The following is an 18,356-nucleotide window of genomic DNA, read 5'->3' as shown; positions in this document are numbered from 1 at the left end:
GATACAGTTGCTGAGAAAACGCATACTACTATGATATACTACATTTAGCAAATTACACCAATTTGGATGTAGCTTAGCTAATGGTAAAAACAGAGAAGCAAGTGAAGTAAAGTAGCACAGGTACAAACGGTAATGGCTATATAGTCTACTGCTCGTTTGTACCTATTTTTAGTTGCAAAGAAAGGGAGGCATTCAAAAAATGAAACGTTTAGCAACTGTATTGATGGTAGGAGCGCTTGCTGTGGGATTAACAGCCTGTGGTGGACAACAATCACAACCTGCACCGGAAGAAAAGCCGGCGGCAGAGAAGGCAAGTGGAGATACAGCGACTGCATCAGCGGGAGAAGAAAAATTCAAACAAAGCAGTTGTGTTGGCTGTCACGGTGTGGACTTGAAGGGAGCGACCGGTCCTTCCCTAGAAACAATAGGTAGCAAATACAATAAAGATGAAATATTAGAGATCATTAAAAATGGAAAAGGCAGCATGCCAGCCAACATGTCTAAAGGCGAAGATGCAGAAACAATTGCAGCTTGGCTAGCAGAAAAGAAATAGAACGAACGAATAGGGTGAGGTCCTTGGGATCTCATCCTTTTTAGCCAAAATAATATTTGTAATCAATTAGAATTTTTATTATTATAAATGTATATTTATGCATAAAATCTAGGAGTGAGAGCGATGAAACGTATTGGGATTATTGGAGCCACTGGATATAGCGGTATTGAACTCATTCGTATCTTATTGCAGCATCCTGAGATATACATACATAGTCTTTATTCTAGCTCAGCAGAAGGCAGATCATTGGCTGAATTCTTCCCTCATTTGCAGAGTGCAGATTTACCCATGCTACAGGGGATTCAGCCAGAGAAAATTGCACAGGAGAATGATGTCGTGTTCTTAGCAACACCAGCCGGGGTGAGTGCTGAAATATCGCCTGCTTTAATAAAGGGGGGAGTGAAGATTATCGATTTATCTGGTGATCTTAGGCTCCGATCTCCTGAGGCTTATCAGGAATGGTATAAGAAGTCACCAGCAACGAAGGAAGTATTGCAGCAGGCTGTCTATGGCTTGCCTGAATGGAACAAATCTAAAGTAAGAGAAGCTTCGGTGGTTGCTAATCCGGGCTGCTACCCAACTGCTGCCCTGCTTTCCCTGTTACCGCTACTCCAAACAGAGTGGATCAAGCCTGACAGTATCATTGTTGATGCTAAATCAGGAGTCTCGGGTGCTGGGCGTGGAGCGTCGCTTAGTGTTCATTACAGCGAATTAAATGATAGCTTTCACGCTTATAAAGTAGGGCAGCATCAGCATACACCAGAGATCGAGCAGGGAATTTTACAAATGACGAAGAAAGAGATAGCTATTCAGTTCACTCCTCATCTGGTGCCGATGACCAGAGGGATTTTGACCACTAGTTATATTCTCATAGATAAAAGTAAGGACGTAGGCTTTACCGTTGAAGGCTTACAAAAGCTGTATGAACATGCATATCAGGATGCTCCTTTTGTCCGTGTAAGACCATTTGGGTCCTATCCGCGCACGAAAGAGGTGCTTGGGACAAATTACTGCGATATCGCCCTTCATTTTGATGAAAGAACGGGTCGTATTATCATCTTATCCGTTATTGATAACATGGTTAAAGGTGCGGCGGGTCAGGCAATCCAAAATATGAATTTGTTGTTTGGATTTGAAGAGACGCTGGGGTTACCTAAACATGCTCTTTATCCGTAGTGATATGTGACGTTTTGCGCGAAGCAAGGTATTCTAGGTCAACTACTTATGAATAGGAGACTTGTAACATGCTACATGAGGTTATGGTAATCAAATGCGGTGGAAGCATGCTGGGGCAATTGCCTGAATCTTTCTACAACAAGCTTGCTACCCTACAAGCAGAAGGAAAATCTATTGTAATTGTACATGGGGGCGGACCGGCGATAAATCAAATGCTAGATCAATTGCAGATCGAGCCTATCTTTTCTAACGGATTGCGAGTAACGGATGAGGCTACCATGCAAGCCGTGGAAATGGTATTAAGCGGTCCAATGAATAAACTGGTCGTTCGAAAGCTATTGCATGCAGGGGGAAAAGCATGGGGATTAAGCGGAGTAGATGGTTCCTTATTGCAAGCAGTAGAGAAAATGGATGGATTAGGACTGGTTGGAAAGATTACAGCAGTGAATCCAGCACCTCTTCAATTGTTGCTTGCGAATGGCTATATTCCAGTCGTGGCACCTATTGCCGTATCAGAGGATGGCAACACACGTTTTAACTGCAACGCAGATACAGCAGCAGGGGCGATTGCATCTGCTCTGGGCGCGAAACAAATGCTGATGCTTACAGATGTGCCGGGAATTTGGGAGGAGAATGAGCTAGGAGAAAAACAATTGCTGCCAAGCGTTACGATTGAAGACATCCAAATGATGATTCAGAACCAAATGATTACGGGTGGAATGATTCCGAAGGTTCAAGCAGCTTTAGACGCACTGGCTCAGGGGGTTCAGGAGGTTGTTATTTGCAAGGGAGCGGCAGAAACGCTTGATGGTTTGGTAAAAGGAAGAGCTGTAGGTACTTCCATTTCGGCCGGGATGCCGCGTGGACAGGACTCACAGGCTTTCGTTGCAACAGAAATTGATTAGGGAAAAAGGAGAGAGATCGCTCATGGCTGTTTATACAGAAAAAATGCATGTGATGAATACTTATGCACGTTGGGATGTTACAATTGTCAAAGGGAGTGGCACCACGGTCTGGGATCATACAGGAAAAGCGTATTTAGACTGCACATCTGGTATCGGTGTGACATCGCTGGGGCATTGTCCTCCTGCCGTATCAGCAAAACTGCATCAGCAGCTAGATACCTTATGGCATAGCTCCAATGTAACGCAACATCCGCTGCAAGAGGAATTAGGAAAAAAACTGACTGAATTGTCTGGTTTAGATCAAGTGTTCTTTTGCAACAGCGGGGCGGAAGCGAATGAAGCGGCGATTAAACTAGCGCGACGTTATGCCCAAAAAACTAAGAATGAGGATCGTTTCGAAATTATTACGTTTGAGCAGTCCTTCCATGGCAGAACCCTAGCTACGTTAACAGCTACAGGTCAGCAAAAGGTAAAAGAGGGCTTTAATCCTTTGCCGGCCGGATTTATCACTGTGCCATACGGAGATGTAGAAGCAGTGAAGAACGTGACGACAAACCAAACGTGCGCCGTATTGCTAGAGCTTGTACAAGGAGAAGGCGGCGTTCATCCGGCATCAACGGAGTTCGTGACCAAATTGTACGAGTGGTGTAAATCAAATGATATTTTATTGATGATAGATGAGGTGCAGACAGGTATTGGTCGAACAGGTGAATGGTTTAGTTATCAGCACTATGGAATCGTACCCGATGTGATTACGCTGGCTAAAGGATTAGGCAGTGGTTTTCCAATAGGAGCAATGCTTGCAACTGAGGCGGTAGCCGCGGCCTTTTCTCCAGGCTCACATGGGACCACCTTTGGAGGGAATCAATTAGCTGCAACAGCAGGAATGGCAACACTTTTGGAGATGGAGCAACAGAACATATTATTGCATGTAAAAGCTATGAGCGAATACCTGCTTGATGCGTTAAAAGAAATAGCCAAGCGATATCCCCATCAAATAAAAGGGGTACGCGGGCTCGGGTTGATGGTTGGTTTAGAAATGACTGGCGAGGTAAGCGGGTATCTAAAAGCGGCTCAGCAAAAAGGCGTATTATTGCTACAGGCAGGTCCAAACGTTATCCGATTATTGCCGGCGCTCATCATACAAAAGTCAGAGATCGACCAATTAGTGCTAGTGCTAAAAGAGATTTTGCAGTCAGGAGAGAAGTAAGATCGCCAGATATCAGAAATAATCATGCAACGATTTTTGATTTTATTCAGAAAAATCGTTGCATTTTTTTTGGAGTGAATGTATTATTATACAAAAATAACGAATATATATTCATAAAGTGGAGTGTTGGTAACTTTTTGCCGATAGGAGCTGGTTGCGTTGGATAAGTATTTACAGAGCAACAATACAGGTTTTCTTACGTTAGAGAGCGGAGAAGTATTTGCAGGCAAGCTATATGGAGCACCACTTACCTCATACGGAGAGGTGGTTTTTCATACAGGAATGACTGGGTATCAGGAGGTGATGAGCGACCCTTCCTTTTATGGTCAGATCGTCACCTTCACCTATCCGTTGATTGGGAATTATGGTGTTAATGAAATCGACTATGAATCAACTCAGCCTGCTATTTCTGGCATGGTCGTTAGTCAGCTTTGTCAAAACCCTAGCCATTTTCGTTCCCGGATATCTCTAGATGCGGCTGCAAAGCAGTTCGGCTTCCCTATTTTAGCTGGAGTAGACACACGGTCGATTACACAAAAGGTCCGGCAGGGTGGTCTGCTTTACGGTGTTCTAGCTGATCAGCCCATGACAGCAGAGGAGATTGCTTTGCATAAGCTTCGTCAGGAGGAGCGCATTTTTGTAGAGCATGTTTCCAGAACCCGGTCCATCACCTATCGAGGAGAAGGGGAGCATATTGTAGTCATTGATTTGGGTATGAAGCACTCTATTTTGCAAGCCCTGTTAAAGCTTGGCTGCAAGGTAACGGTTGTACCTTATCAGACGCGTATGGAGGAAATTAGGGCCCTACAGCCAGATGGTATCGTCTTCTCCAATGGGCCTGGTAACCCTGAACAATTACGAAAATATTGTCCACAATGGCGTAAATTAGCCGAAGCATTTCCGACATTAGGAATTTGTTTGGGGCATCAGATATTGTCATTGATGTTTGGTGGACAGACAGAACGACTTCCCTTTGGGCATCGCGGAAGCAACCATCCTGTAAAAGAGCTGAGCACTGGTAAAGTATATATAACTTCGCAGAATCATAGCTATGTGGTGAAGGAGGAGGGATTAGATAAGCAAAACCTAATGGTCACCTACCGAAATGTAAATGATGGCAGTGTGGAAGGGCTACGACATATGTATCTGCCCATTATGAGCGTGCAATTCCATCCAGAAGCACATCCGGGACCAGATGATACCTCACATATTATTGCGACCTTCTTGGAGTCGGTTCAAACGATAGGAGCGAAGCATTATGCCTAAACAACAACACATTCATAAAGTGCTGGTAATCGGTTCGGGTCCGATTGTGATTGGGCAGGCAGCGGAGTTTGATTATTCCGGGGCACAAGCTTGTCTTTCGCTGAAGGAGGAAGGCGTAGAAGTTGTGCTGGTGAATAACAATCCAGCTACTATCATGACCGATGAGCAGATTGCAGATAAGGTGTATCTGGAACCATTAACTGTCACTTCGATCACAAAAATTATACAAAAGGAACGACCGGATGGATTGCTGCCAACACTAGGCGGTCAGACAGGACTTAATTTGGCTGTGGAATTAGCTGAGGCAGGCGTATTAGATCGCTTTGGAGTAGCTTTGCTAGGGACTCCCTTGACTGCTATTCAGAACGGTGAGGATCGCGAGTTATTTAAACGAATGTTGAATAACATTCATGAACCTGTTCCTGAAAGCATAACAGTGAGTACTATACAGGAAGCTCTACATTTTGCGGATCAGATTGGTTATCCCGTGATTGTTCGTCCAGCTTATACACTTGGAGGAGCAGGAGGAGGAATTGCTTCTGATCAACAGGCTCTCGAACAGATCGCTGAACAAGGACTGGCAGCAAGTCCAATACAACAGGTGCTAGTGGAAAGAAGTGTGAAGGGCTGGAAGGAAATTGAGTATGAAGTCATGCGAGATGCAAATGATACCTGCATGATCGTTTGTAACATGGAAAATATAGACCCAGTCGGTGTTCATACGGGAGATAGTATCGTTGTAGCGCCTTCTCAAACCTTAACAGATCGTCAATATCAGATGCTACGCAGTGTTTCTACCAAAGTGATTCGAGCGTTAGGTGTAGTGGGTGGTTGTAATATTCAATTTGCCTTAGACCCACATTCAGATCGCTATTACCTCATTGAAGTAAATCCGAGGGTTAGTCGTTCCTCAGCCTTAGCTTCCAAAGCGACAGGCTATCCGATCGCAAGGATCGCTGCAAAATTAGCATTGGGCTATCACTTGGACGAGGTGCTCAACCCTATCACCGGCTATACCTATGCTAGCTTTGAACCAGCATTGGATTATGTAGTTGTCAAAATTCCACGTTGGCCCTTTGATAAATTCCCATTAGCTGACCGCAATCTAGGAACACAAATGAAAGCAACAGGCGAGGTAATGGCCATTGCTCGAACTTTTGAGGCTGCTTTGTTAAAAGCTCTCCGTTCTTTAGAAATTGGCTGTCATTATCTCTACCGAAAGGATATTGCATCTCTATCTTTGGAGGAGTTGGAGAAACTATTAAAGATTGCCACGGACCTTCGTTTATTTGCTGTAGCAGAAGCGTTACGTCGGGGTATGAGTATACAAGAGCTTCACATGAAAACAGAAATTGACCCTTTCTATTTAGATCATATTAAGTCCATTATCCAGTGGGAGAAAAGGTTGAAAGCATCATGCAAAGACACGTTGCGTATGGAAGAATTGAGAGCTTGTAAGGAAATTGGCATTACCGATCAGACGATTGCCTGGATGATGAAGCTTCCTGTAAGTGAAATTTGGAAAATGCGTCAGAAATGGGGTCTCATGCCGGTCTATAACATGGTCGATACGTGTGCGGGAGAGTTTGATGCAAAGACAGCTTATTATTACTCCACATGGCAAGGCAAGAATGAGGTGGTATCTTTATCAGCAAAAAAAATATTGGTGCTAGGCTCGGGGCCCATCCGTATTGGGCAGGGGATTGAATTTGATTATTGCTCTGTGCATGCAGCTAAGGCTTTGCAAAAACAGAAGCTGAAAGCCATTGTGATTAACAATAACCCAGAGACAGTGAGTACCGATTACGAAACGGCCGATCATCTTTATTTTGAGCCTTTGCATATTGAAGATGTGCTACATGTAGCTAGGCAAGAAGAAGTAGGTGGGGTATTCGTCCAATTCGGTGGTCAGACTGCGATTAACCTGGCTGGTGCTATCCAAGAAGCGGGGCTGACCGTCTTGGGAACAGCCTTAGAGCAAATGAAACGGGTCGAGGATCGAGAACTGTTTTATCAGATGCTCCAAAAGCTAAATATTCCCCACATACCAGGGAGGGGAGTCTATTCCACAGAAGAGGCGATTCAGGTTGCTGCTAGCATTGGCTATCCTGTATTGCTGCGCCCCTCCTACGTTATTGGAGGCCAAGGAATGACGGTTGTGCATGATGAGGGCGAGCTGCGTGCAGCTATGCAAGGCTGGATTGATGAACAGGTTGACACCAGTTGTTTTCCCTTGCTGATCGATCAATTTATATCGGGTATCGAAGTCGAGTTAGATGCGATAACGGATGGCTATGATGTATTAATTCCCGGAATTTTTGAACATGTTGAGAAAGCGGGAATACATTCAGGAGATAGTATTGCCTTGTTTCCTGCCCAGCATCTCACAGAACAACAAAAGCGACTAATAGTCCACTATACCAAGAAAATCGCTAAGGAAATGCAAGCAATCGGGATTATGAATCTCCAGTTCGTCCTACAGGATTCAAATGTTTATGTGTTAGAGGTAAATCCACGTGCTTCTCGTACAGTGCCAATTACGAGTAAGGTGACCAATATCCCGATGGTGGAATTGGCTGTGCTAGTCTCCCTTGGGGAGCGTTTAGCGGATATGGGCTATGAGCTAGGACTTTCAGAAGACATTCATTTTTTTGTGGTAAAGGCTCCCGTGTTTTCTTCCACTAAGCTAGTGGGTGTAGACCCTTTATTAGGACCTGAAATGAAATCTACAGGTGAGATTCTGGGACTTGGTCGAACTGTAACAGAGGCATTCAGTAAAGCTTTTGCCTACAAACAGGGTGCGAATAAACGGCTAGCTAGTGGAGATGGTCTATTTCTTTCACTAAACGATGCTGACAAAGCAAGCGTATTACCCTACCTTCGGGAAAGAAAAGTATCGGGGGTACGTATCTATGCAACAGAGGGCACGGCGCAGTTTTTGAATAATCACGGCATTGAAATTACGCAAATATGTAAAGGATTAGCTGACTATACGTCGTTGGTTAAAGCTGGATTCATTCAAACGTCATTAATTACCGCTACAAAAGGAAATCAGGCAGAACGTACAGGGTTTCAACTGCGTAGCTTATCTGTTCAGCATGGCATTACGTTGTTCACTGTTGTCGAGACATTTGCGGCCTATTTACAAATTTGTCAAGAAAAGGAGAGCGAAAGTAATGAAGCCTGTGAAGAACTTGGATCTCTATGCAGACGTTCAACCCTCTCTTTATAGAGGAAAAAATACACTACAGATTGACGAGTGGAGTAGGGAGGAGATGCTCGAACTACTGCATTATGCTAGTCAAATAAAGTCGATGCAAAAAAGCGGCACGGCCTACCAACCATTAGCTGGAAAAACATTAGCGATGATCTTTACGAAATCCTCCACGCGTACTCGTGTATCTTTTGAAGTAGGGATGTATCAATTAGGGGGAAGCAGTTTGTTTCTGACTGATAAAGACCTACAGCTAGGGCGCGGTGAAACAATTTCAGATACAGCGAAAATTTTATCTAGTTATGTAGACGGAATTATGATACGAACTCATGCTCACGAAAATGTCGTAGAGCTAGCAAAGCATGCTAGTGTACCGGTTATTAATGGGCTAACTGATTTGTATCATCCTTGCCAGGCTTTGGCTGATCTTTTAACGATACAGGAACACAAAGGCAGATTGCAGGGAATTAAGCTAGCCTTCATCGGAGACGGCAATAATGTGGCAAATTCGCTTGCCCTAGGGGCCTTGATTCTCGGATTAGATGTACGTCTTGCTACACCTCCAGGATATGAGATGCAAAAGGCTATTGCTGCAAAGGCAGTGGAATACGCTACTCAATATGGTGGAAAATTTATGATGACTCACGATGCAAATGAAGCTGTTGATCAAGCAGACGTGATTTATACCGATGTATGGACCAGCATGGGCTTTGAGAAAGAGAATGAGCAACGTTTGAAAGATTTCACCGCCTATCAGGTAAATGAAAAACTGGTATCCAGAGCCGATTCAGATTATATCTTTATGCATTGTCTCCCTGTGCACCGTGGTGAAGAGGTGACAGCAGAGATTATCGATGGACCTCATTCTGTGGTGTTTGAAGAAGCGGAGAATCGTCTCCATGCACAAAAAGCATTGTTGGCATCTGTAATGTAAATTCCTTCTTATTAATATGGAACCAATGTCATTTTATAGTACAATATGAATAATTACCCAGAAAAAATACTACGAAATGGAGAGACAACGATGAAAAAAGATAAAATTGTATTAGCGTATTCTGGTGGTTTAGATACTTCTGTAGCAATTAAATGGTTGCAAGATACTTATAACTACGACGTGATCGCGGTTGCCCTCGATGTGGGGGAAGGGAAGGATTTGGAGTTTATCCAAAAAAAAGCGATGCAAGTTGGTGCATATAAATCCATCGTAATAGACGCGAAGGAAGCTTTCGCGAAAGAATATGTTTTGCCGGCTCTACAAGCCAATGCTATGTATGAGGGAAAATATCCATTGGTATCCGCTCTGTCTCGCTACTTGATTTCTAAAATTTTGATTGAGATTGCGAATCAGGAGGGGGCAGTAGCTGTTGCTCATGGATGCACGGGTAAAGGAAACGATCAGGTCCGTTTTGACATTTCTTTTACTGCCCTCAATCCAAATATTCAAATTGTTGCGCCAGTTCGTGAGTGGGGCTGGACACGTGATGAAGAGATTGAGTATGCGAAGAAAAATAATATTCCAATCCCGATTAATCTGGATAACCCATATTCAATCGACCAGAATCTTTGGGGAAGAAGCTGCGAGTGCGGTATTCTCGAAGATCCGTGGGCTGCACCGCCTGAGGGAGCTTATGAGTTAACGGCCTCGATTGAAGATGCTCCAGATCAAGCGGAAGAGATCGAGATTAGCTTTACCAAAGGTGTTCCGACTGCTTTAAATGGGGAAGCAATGACGCTTGCTGAGCTCATTCTAGCTCTAAATAAAATAGCAGGCAAACACGGAGTCGGTCGGGTTGACCATGTGGAAAATCGCTTAGTAGGTATTAAATCTCGTGAGGTATATGAGACACCGGCGGCTACTACACTCATTCTAGCGCATCGGGAGCTAGAGTTTTTGACACAGCCTCGTGAAGTCGCTCAATTTAAACCAATCGTGGAACAAAAAATGGCTCAGGTGATTTATGAGGGTCTCTGGTATTCCCCAATTCGTTCTGCTCTGCAAGCATTTATAGAAGAGACTCAGGCAAATGTAACAGGTACTGTTCGTGTTAAGCTTCATAAGGGTCAGGCCATTGTAGTCGGACGTAAATCAGATGCGTCCTTGTACAGCCATGAGTTGGCTACCTATAATGCCGGCGATCAATTTGATCATAAGGCGGCACTTGGCTTTATTAAATTGTGGGGCTTGCCTACAAAGGTGTATTCACAGGTTAATAGCAATTCTGTACAAGAAAACCATTCCGAGCTTGAAAGCAACTCTGCTTCAGCGGCTTCTCCTTCTACAAGTAAAACAGAAAAGGAAGCGATTAAGCCATGAAACTTTGGGGAGGACGTTTTACTAAACCAACCAATCAACTCGTAGATGAATATACAGCCTCTATTTCGTTTGACCAAAGATTGTGGCGTCAGGATATTGTGGGCAGCTCGGCGCATGTCGCAATGCTCGGAAAATGTGGCATTCTTTCGATGGATGAGGTGCGTCAAATCATTGCTGGTTTGAAAAAGGTCAAAGAAAAAATTGAACGGAAGCAGGTTCAATTTGAAATCGCTCATGAAGATATTCATATGAACATTGAGAAGCTACTAATCGAAGAAATAGGACCTTTAGGCGGGAAACTTCACACAGGCAGAAGCAGAAATGATCAGGTAGCGCTAGATATGCATTTATATCTGCGTGAAAAACTGATGGAAATTATCGAATTAACCATGTATCTGCAGCAGGCTTTATTAGAGCAAGCCCAGAATCATTTGGAAACGGTTATGCCCGGGTATACGCATTTGCAAAGGGCGCAGCCAGTGCTTTTTGGCTATCATTTGATGGCGTATGTATCTATGCTGCAACGTGATTTGGAACGGATGCAGGATTCGTTTAAAAGGGTAAATATCTTGCCTTTGGGAGCGGGGGCGCTTGCTGGGACTACGTTTCCGATAGATCGGCAGTTCGTTGCCTCTATGCTTCAATTTGACGGGATCTATCAAAATAGCATGGATGCGGTCAGCGATCGAGATTTTATTGTTGAGTTTTTATCGCATGCTTCCTTATTAATGACCCATCTCTCTCGTTTGTGCGAAGAGCTAGTGATCTGGAGCAGTCAGGAATTTTCCTTCATTGAATTAGACGATGCATTTTGCACTGGTTCAAGCATCATGCCACAGAAGAAGAATCCGGATGTAGCAGAGCTTGTGCGTGGTAAGACAGGGCGTGTTTATGGAAACTTAATCGGAATGCTAACGGTGCTAAAAGGCTTGCCGCTGGCCTATAACAAAGACATGCAAGAGGATAAAGAGGGCATGTTCGATACTGTGGAGACGTTGCATGGAGCATTGGCTTTGTTAACGCCGATGATTTCTACTATGCAGGTTAAAACGGAGCAGATGCGAAAAGCGGTCACCCAGGATTTCTCCAATGCAACAGACCTGGCAGATTATCTAGTCACGAAACAAATTCCGTTTAGGAAGGCGCATGAAATCGTAGGAAATGCGGTTCTCTATTGCATTGAACGTCACAAATATTTGCTCGATCTTTCCTTAGAGGAGTTCCGTGAGTTTTCCCCACTCATCGACCGAGATGTCTACCAAGCGCTAGATATTGATACGGTAGTGAATGCACGGAATGTGTTAGGTGGAACGGCTAAACAACAGGTTGAACAGCAGATTCAATTTTATCAGGAGAAAGGTAAAGGAAACAGGGCTTGGGTCGCAACACATAGTCAGAAGGTTATGGTGGAGGCGCTGGTAGACATTAAGTCGCCTGTGGTATAGATAAAAATAGAGGGCAAACTTGCAAACGTTATAAGGATCAGCTAATCGAAAGCTGGTCCTTTTTGCTGTGAACTCTCCAGTTACAAATATCTATGAGTGGAGAATTGTATGTAAATTAGTTCATGCAATAATGGGCTAGATACTGGATTTCTTTGAATAAAGAACTTATGTAAAAAAAGTAAGAAAATAGTTGTCAATATGAAAAAGTGGGTACAAGATCACAATTTTTTGTTGTTTTTTTCCATTTTACCGACAAGAAATGCGATAATTAGGGGATAACAACACGGAAACTCAGTGGTATAATAGAAAAAGTGATCAGATGCTAGTATTTTTTGTCTTTTTCTGATGCTTCAAGAACATAAGCGATAGTAGGGTGTGATTTTTTTGATCGAGATGTATGATGTCTGGAAAACATATCCCAATGGCACCAATGCGCTAAAGGGGATTAATGTAAAAATCGATAAGGGTGAATTTGTTTATGTTGTAGGTCCAAGTGGTGCTGGTAAATCCACCTTTATTAAATTAATGTATCGGGAAGAAAGACCAACCAAAGGACAAATCTTTTTAAACGGATTTAATGTCAGTCGCATTAAGGAAAGACAAATACCAAATGTACGCCGCAGTATCGGAGTTGTTTTTCAGGATTTTAAACTATTGCCAACTTTAACGGTATTTGAAAATGTTGCATTTGCAATGGAAGTTATTGAGGCGAATAAGAAGAGCATCAAGCCTCGTGTTTTAGATGTGCTTAATCTTGTCAAATTAAAGCATAAAGCAAAAATGCTGCCAGGAGAATTATCGGGTGGGGAGCAACAACGAGTCGCTTTGGCGCGGGCTATCGTTAACAATCCAAGTATCATTATTGCGGACGAGCCTACGGGTAACCTTGATCCCGAAACTTCTTGGGATATTATGCGCTTGTTTGAAGAGATCAATCAGCGTGGAACGACCGTTGTGATGGCAACACATAACCGTGAGATTGTTAATACGATTCGCCGTCGTGTCATCGCGATTGAAGCTGGTGAAATTGCCCGCGATGAACAGAGAGGGGAATACGGTTATGAAGATTAGTACATACGGACGCCATGTGCGGGAAGGTGTAAAAAATCTGGGACGGAATGGCTGGATGACTTTTGCTTCAGTTAGTGCCGTAACCATTACATTATTGATCTTAGGTGTATTTTTACTGCTCGCACTAAATGTTAATCACATGGCAAAATTGGTGGAAAATCAGGTTGAAATACGTGTTTTTATGGATGTTACCTCAGATAAGGCGGTAGCGGAGAGCTTACAAAAGCAAGTGAAGGCATTGCCAGCTGTAGAGACCGTTGCCTATGTTCCAAAAGCCCAAGGGTTAAAGGATTTGCGGGAGCAGCTAGGTGAAAATGGGAAGCTTTTAGATGGCTTGGAGAAGGAAAATCCACTGCCAGATGCATTGGTGGTGAAAACCAAAGAACCAAAAGATGTAGATTTTGTCGCTAAGCAGGTCAAAGAGATGGAACATATTGAAGATGTCGACTACGGAGCGGACACGGTAAACAATTTGTTTGCTGCGACCAATATTTTGCGTAATGTAGGCATTTTCTTCATTATTGGATTAGCTTTCACGGCGATGTTCCTTATTGCTAACACGATTAAACTAACAATTGTTGCACGCCGTCGTGAAATTGAAATTATGAAGTTAGTAGGAGCAACCAACTGGTTTATTCGTTGGCCTTTCTTTGTTGAAGGTCTGTTTATGGGTGTAATGGGAGCGATTATTCCTATTACTATCCTTACAGTAGGTTACTACTATTTATTGCAACAAATACACGCTAGTATGTATAGCTCTATGCTTCCTTTATTGCCAATGAATCCGTTTGCCTATCAGGTAGGACTGTTATTGATAGGGATTGGTGCTTTTATTGGTATTTGGGGAAGTATGCTTTCCGTTCGCAAATTCTTGAAGGTGTAGATGATAGAGCAATTGATAGAATAAGGCTATGGGAGGGCACGTGGAAATGAAAAAGAATAACCTCATTCTTTCTGTTTTAGCGACCAGTATGCTGGCATGGGGACTAGCGCCTGCTCCTGCGGGGTATGCCAGCAAGAAATCTCTACAAACGATCAATCGAGAGCTAGAACAAATTCGGTCGCAGAAAAAGAAGCAACAGCAACAGGTAACCACTATTAAGAATCAAATTAATACAGTGAGAAATGAGCAGAAAAATTTAGATCATGAACTATTTGCCATCGATCTAAAGCGAGAAGAAACACAGCAGAAGCTGGACAAGCTGGATAAAGACATTCACCTGACAGCTAAAAAGGCTGTGGTTGCACAGGAAGATTTAGATTCCGCTATAGATCGAGTGGCTAAGCGTGATGAACTATTAAAAACACGTGTCAAAGCAATGTATAAGCGAGGTAAGGTATCCTATCTGGATGTGCTGATGGGCTCCTCGGATTTTGGCGATTTGTTGACACGCATGCACGGCATGAAGCTGATCGTGGAACAGGATAATCGGATTTTGGAGGAGAACAAAAAGGATAAACAAACCATTGAAAAACGGAAGAAAGACGTGGATAATTTACTTGCTTCCTATAAAACAATGTTCTCAAAAAGTGAAGATTTAAAAGAAGAGCTCGATCGACAATATAATCGCAGTGTGGTTATAAAAGCCGAGCTTAAGAAGAAAGAAAACAATCTCATAGAAATCGAAGCAGAGGCACAAGAAGCCATGAGAGCAATGATTCAAGCAGAATCTGCTAAGCTATTGGAAAAGCGCAATTTAAGCAGTGTAAGTAATTACAAAGGTGGAAAATTGGGAGTTCCGCTTGACTCGTTCGTTCTTACTTCCTCATTTGGTTATCGGGCCGATCCATTCACAGGCAAAGCCGCAGGGCACGATGGATTAGACATGGCAGCACCAAGGGGAACGACGATTAAAGCAGCCGAGGATGGTATCGTTATTTTTGCTTCAACGATGCGAGGATATGGTAATGCAGTTGTTATACAGCACAATAAAGAAATCAGTACGTTATACGGGCATATTCGTGAAGGCGGGATCAAAGTTCGTGTTGGACAAGCTGTAAAACGTGGTGAAAAGATTGCAGAGGTAGGTTCCACTGGACGCTCAACTGGTAACCATCTGCATTTCACCGTGTATAGAAACAATCGACCTGTTGATCCAGCACCATACATCCGCTAGGATTGTCGCAAATATTGTAGCTCCACTTTGCATACACTAGTTGCATAGCTTTTCCATGGCAGACAAAAAGGATGGTGTATAGTATGAAATGGAACGGACGCAAGGTGCTTGCCCTTGTGCTAGCCGGTATGTTGACCAGCAGTCTTCTAACTGTGATTGCTGTGAAAACAGTTCCGTTAAGCTCTGCAACAAATGCAGTAGTGGCTGGCGGGAGCAACGGTCTTTTCTCTCTTGGTGGTGGACAAGGTTCGCCCAAAGACTTTGCCAAGCTACAGGAAGTATATAAAATAATCAAATCGCGTTACGTGCATGAGGTAGCTGATGACAAGCTCATGGAGGGAGCCATCAACGGCATGATCTCTGCGTTGGATGATCCGTATTCAGACTATATGGATCCTGAGGCAGCAGCGGAATTTAATGCATCTCTTAATTCTTCATTTGAAGGAATTGGGGCAGAAGTAACAATGAAGAATGGTAAGCTTACCATCGTATCACCGATAAAAACCTCCCCAGCGGAAAAAGCGGGGCTTCGTCCAAACGATCAGGTGCTTAGCGTTAATGGCGAATCTTTGGAAGGCTTAGATTTGCATAAAGCGGTAGGTAAAATTCGTGGTCCTAAAGGAACGAAGGCTACTCTGAAAATTTTGCGTGCGGGAAATCCTGAACCGATTACTGTTGTGATTGTTCGAGATGATATTCCAATTGAGACCGTCCATAGCTCTATCCTAGAGAGTAACGGTAAAAAGATCGGGAAATTAGAAATGACCTCCTTCGCTAGTGCTACGGCTGACGATTTTAATAGAGAATTAGCCGAACTAGAGAAAAAAGGCATTAAAGGATTAATCATTGATGTTCGTGGTAACCCAGGCGGCTATCTAAAAGCGACGACTAGTATCAGCGAGGGCTTAATCCCTAATAAGGCTAAAATTGTTGAAATCTCCTATGGAAATAATAATGAACAGGTAGAGACGTTTTATTCCAAAGCGGATAAGGGAAAACCGTATCCAATCACTGTTTTAATTGATGGAGGATCTGCTAGTGCCTCCGAAATTTTAGCTGGTGCCTTGTCCGAGAGTGCAGGCGCAAAATTGGTTGGCGAAAAAACGTTTGGCAAGGGTACCGTTCAGAACACGATGGAAATGAAGGATAAAAGCCAATTAAAGCTGACAATTGCTAAATGGTTAACGCCTAAAGGGGAATGGATTCATAAAAAAGGAATCCAACCTGACGAGGTTGTCACTCAGCCAGATTATTTTAAGGCAACACAGCTCCCGCATGATAAGGTATTATCACGCGATATGAATGGGATAGAAGTAAAGAACCTCCAATTAATTCTTGAAGGTCTGCAATTGAAGCCAGATCGTTTGGATGGCTATTATGATGCTTCTACTGAAGCCGCAGTGAAAAAGTTCCAACAGGCTCACAAGCTTGAAGTGACGGGAAAAGTAGATCAAAAGACGGGTCTAGCAATGCAAACTGCTTTAATTAAAGTAATGAGAGATCCGAACAACGATCGCCAATTGCAACGTGCATTGGAAATCACTGCGCAGTCTGAGGTAAAATAATCCAAAGAAAAAAAGCAGGGAAACCTTTCTATTCTGTAGAAAGTAAGAACCACGAACAAAACGGTCGTGGTTCTTTTTTGTATAAAGATAAATGGTTTCGATTGATAGTAAAAGTGCAATAAGTTTTGCCGGCACTAGAGGTTTGGCAGCTGCCAAGCTCTTTTATATTTTTAGAGGGGGAGAGAAAATTGAGTGTGCTCTGGAACCTGATAAGCAACTATTTGTACGCATTGGTACATTTTCTGTTAAATCCGCTCCTATATGCGTTTCTCATATTGATTTACCTGCATTATCGCAAACAAATGCTATGGGAGCGTCAACTGTTTTCCGTAAGAATCCATTCGCCATTAGCACAAACACTGCGTTCTGTTGGTCTGGGGATAGTGGGCGGTTTGTTCGTTAGCCTTGCAGCTGGGTTACTAGGCATCTTTATTCAGATATCTGACATGTGGATTGCTTGGGCGATTGCTTTATTACTTGCCTTTGTAAGATTTCGTTTTCTATGCTTGGCCTATGGAACGGCTATTTTTACCGGCTTACACGGGCTTGCCAAACTATTTCCCATAGCCGAAGAGGTATCTGGTGCCGCTAAAGTATGGGGGTGGTTTGCTCATGCTAATCCAGCACCGCTGCTAGCTTTAGTCGCTCTATTACATATTGTAGAAGCATGGTTTATTAGAAGTCATGGAGGCAGACATGCATCTCCATTATTTGTAGAAGGAAAACGCGGAAGAGTCGTAGGTGCTTACCAGCTCCATTCCTTTTGGCTAACACCTGTCATTGTACTAACCCCTGTTACAGAAGGGGCATTGCAGGTACCTGCACTATTTCAGGGATGGCCGTTGTTTTCTCCGGATTGGTCGATGGCTACACTTGGGATGTTGCTTTTACCAGCAATTACTGGTTTTTCTGCTATTACTAAAACCAAAACACCACAGGAAAAAGCGAACTCTTTATCCAAGCATTTATTTCTCTATTCATTCATTTTGCTTGGAATAAGCTATGTAGCAGTTATTGTCCCTTCTCTTGTTTATGTAGCTGCCCTCTTTGCCTTTTTTGGGCACGAATGGTTGGGCTGGCTAAGCTCACGCCAAGAGGAGAAATTGCCTCCCTACTACGTTCCTACTGGTAAGGGTCTGAAAGTGATGGCTGTTCTCCCAGGGACGCCAGCGGACGTAATGGGGATTAGGATCGGCGAGGTAATCGTTAAGGTAAATGGACACCCGATCTCGGTAAAGGAAGATTTATATCCGGCGTTACAAGCCAATCCAGCTTTCTGTAAAATGGAAGTTTTGACACTGGATCATGAAATAAAATTTACGCAGAGTGCGATCTATGCGGGACAGCATCATCAGCTGGGTATTATTGTGGTACCAGACGAACGGACAACGCATTTTGTGTCCATGCAAGAAATTGGTTTCCTTGGAGTAAGGAAGCATAAACCGAAAGGCGAGCACGAGTTGGGCATGTAGCAGGGAAAACCCTACGTTACCCGTGCCGCGGAAAAAGCATTGAAACAA

The 18,356-nt window shown here is 43.4% G+C and carries 14 protein-coding genes; all 14 read left to right on the top strand.

Annotation, left to right across the window (positions count from 1 at the left end; genetic code table 11):
- The first annotated feature begins 199 nt into the window (after positions 1 to 199).
- The 14 genes from cccB (at position 200) to AYJ08_RS01670 (ending at position 18,308) form a co-directional block, all read left to right on the top strand.
- The gene (gene cccB / locus AYJ08_RS01735) at positions 200 to 553 is read left to right on the top strand and encodes a cytochrome c551 (RefSeq protein ID WP_003344497.1); all 354 of its coding nucleotides are present in this window, start codon (positions 200 to 202) and stop codon (positions 551 to 553) included.
- A gap of 123 nt (positions 554 to 676) precedes the next feature.
- Positions 677 to 1,729: an N-acetyl-gamma-glutamyl-phosphate reductase gene (gene argC, locus AYJ08_RS01730; RefSeq protein WP_064016349.1), complete on the top strand. Its 1,053-nt coding sequence runs from the start codon at positions 677 to 679 to the stop codon at positions 1,727 to 1,729.
- A gap of 68 nt (positions 1,730 to 1,797) precedes the next feature.
- Positions 1,798 to 2,634, top strand: a complete 837-nt coding sequence (gene argB / locus AYJ08_RS01725) for an acetylglutamate kinase (RefSeq protein WP_064016348.1) — start codon at positions 1,798 to 1,800, stop codon at positions 2,632 to 2,634.
- Positions 2,635 to 2,656: 22 nt separating this feature from the next.
- Positions 2,657 to 3,844: an aspartate aminotransferase family protein gene (locus tag AYJ08_RS01720; RefSeq protein WP_064016347.1), complete on the top strand. Its 1,188-nt coding sequence runs from the start codon at positions 2,657 to 2,659 to the stop codon at positions 3,842 to 3,844.
- Between the two features lie 159 nt (positions 3,845 to 4,003).
- On the top strand, positions 4,004 to 5,110 hold the full coding sequence (locus tag AYJ08_RS01715; protein ID WP_064016346.1) for a carbamoyl phosphate synthase small subunit: 1,107 nt from the start codon (positions 4,004 to 4,006) through the stop codon (positions 5,108 to 5,110).
- Complete coding sequence (gene carB / locus AYJ08_RS01710) at positions 5,103 to 8,342, top strand: carbamoyl-phosphate synthase (glutamine-hydrolyzing) large subunit (RefSeq protein ID WP_064016345.1); 3,240 nt, start codon at positions 5,103 to 5,105, stop codon at positions 8,340 to 8,342. The genes AYJ08_RS01715 and carB overlap by 8 nt, the downstream gene beginning before the upstream one ends.
- On the top strand, positions 8,287 to 9,258 hold the full coding sequence (gene argF / locus AYJ08_RS01705; RefSeq protein ID WP_064016344.1) for an ornithine carbamoyltransferase: 972 nt from the start codon (positions 8,287 to 8,289) through the stop codon (positions 9,256 to 9,258). The genes carB and argF overlap by 56 nt, the downstream gene beginning before the upstream one ends.
- Positions 9,259 to 9,348: 90 nt before the next feature.
- Complete coding sequence (locus tag AYJ08_RS01700; protein ID WP_064016343.1) at positions 9,349 to 10,638, top strand: argininosuccinate synthase; 1,290 nt, start codon at positions 9,349 to 9,351, stop codon at positions 10,636 to 10,638.
- Positions 10,635 to 12,083, top strand: a complete 1,449-nt coding sequence (gene argH / locus AYJ08_RS01695; protein WP_064016342.1) for an argininosuccinate lyase — start codon at positions 10,635 to 10,637, stop codon at positions 12,081 to 12,083. Before AYJ08_RS01700 ends, argH begins: the two co-directional genes overlap by 4 nt.
- Before the next feature lie 384 nt (positions 12,084 to 12,467).
- Positions 12,468 to 13,154, top strand: a complete 687-nt coding sequence (gene ftsE / locus AYJ08_RS01690) for a cell division ATP-binding protein FtsE (RefSeq protein WP_031413001.1) — start codon at positions 12,468 to 12,470, stop codon at positions 13,152 to 13,154.
- On the top strand, positions 13,144 to 14,037 hold the full coding sequence (gene ftsX / locus AYJ08_RS01685) for a permease-like cell division protein FtsX (protein WP_064016341.1): 894 nt from the start codon (positions 13,144 to 13,146) through the stop codon (positions 14,035 to 14,037). Before ftsE ends, ftsX begins: the two co-directional genes overlap by 11 nt.
- Positions 14,038 to 14,083: 46 nt before the next feature.
- A complete protein-coding gene (locus AYJ08_RS01680) occupies positions 14,084 to 15,271 on the top strand; it encodes a murein hydrolase activator EnvC family protein (RefSeq protein ID WP_064016340.1) in 1,188 nt (395 codons plus the stop codon).
- Between the two features lie 83 nt (positions 15,272 to 15,354).
- Complete coding sequence (locus AYJ08_RS01675) at positions 15,355 to 16,836, top strand: S41 family peptidase (protein ID WP_064016339.1); 1,482 nt, start codon at positions 15,355 to 15,357, stop codon at positions 16,834 to 16,836.
- 188 nt (positions 16,837 to 17,024) lie between these two features.
- A complete protein-coding gene (locus AYJ08_RS01670; protein WP_064016338.1) occupies positions 17,025 to 18,308 on the top strand; it encodes a PDZ domain-containing protein in 1,284 nt (427 codons plus the stop codon).
- Positions 18,309 to 18,356: the final 48 nt, after the last annotated feature.

This window comes from Brevibacillus sp. SKDU10 (genome assembly GCF_001645205.1).
In the GTDB taxonomy this organism is placed as follows: Bacteria; Bacillota; Bacilli; order Brevibacillales; family Brevibacillaceae; genus Brevibacillus_B; species Brevibacillus_B halotolerans.
This window is presented reverse-complemented; position numbering and strand designations above follow the sequence as displayed.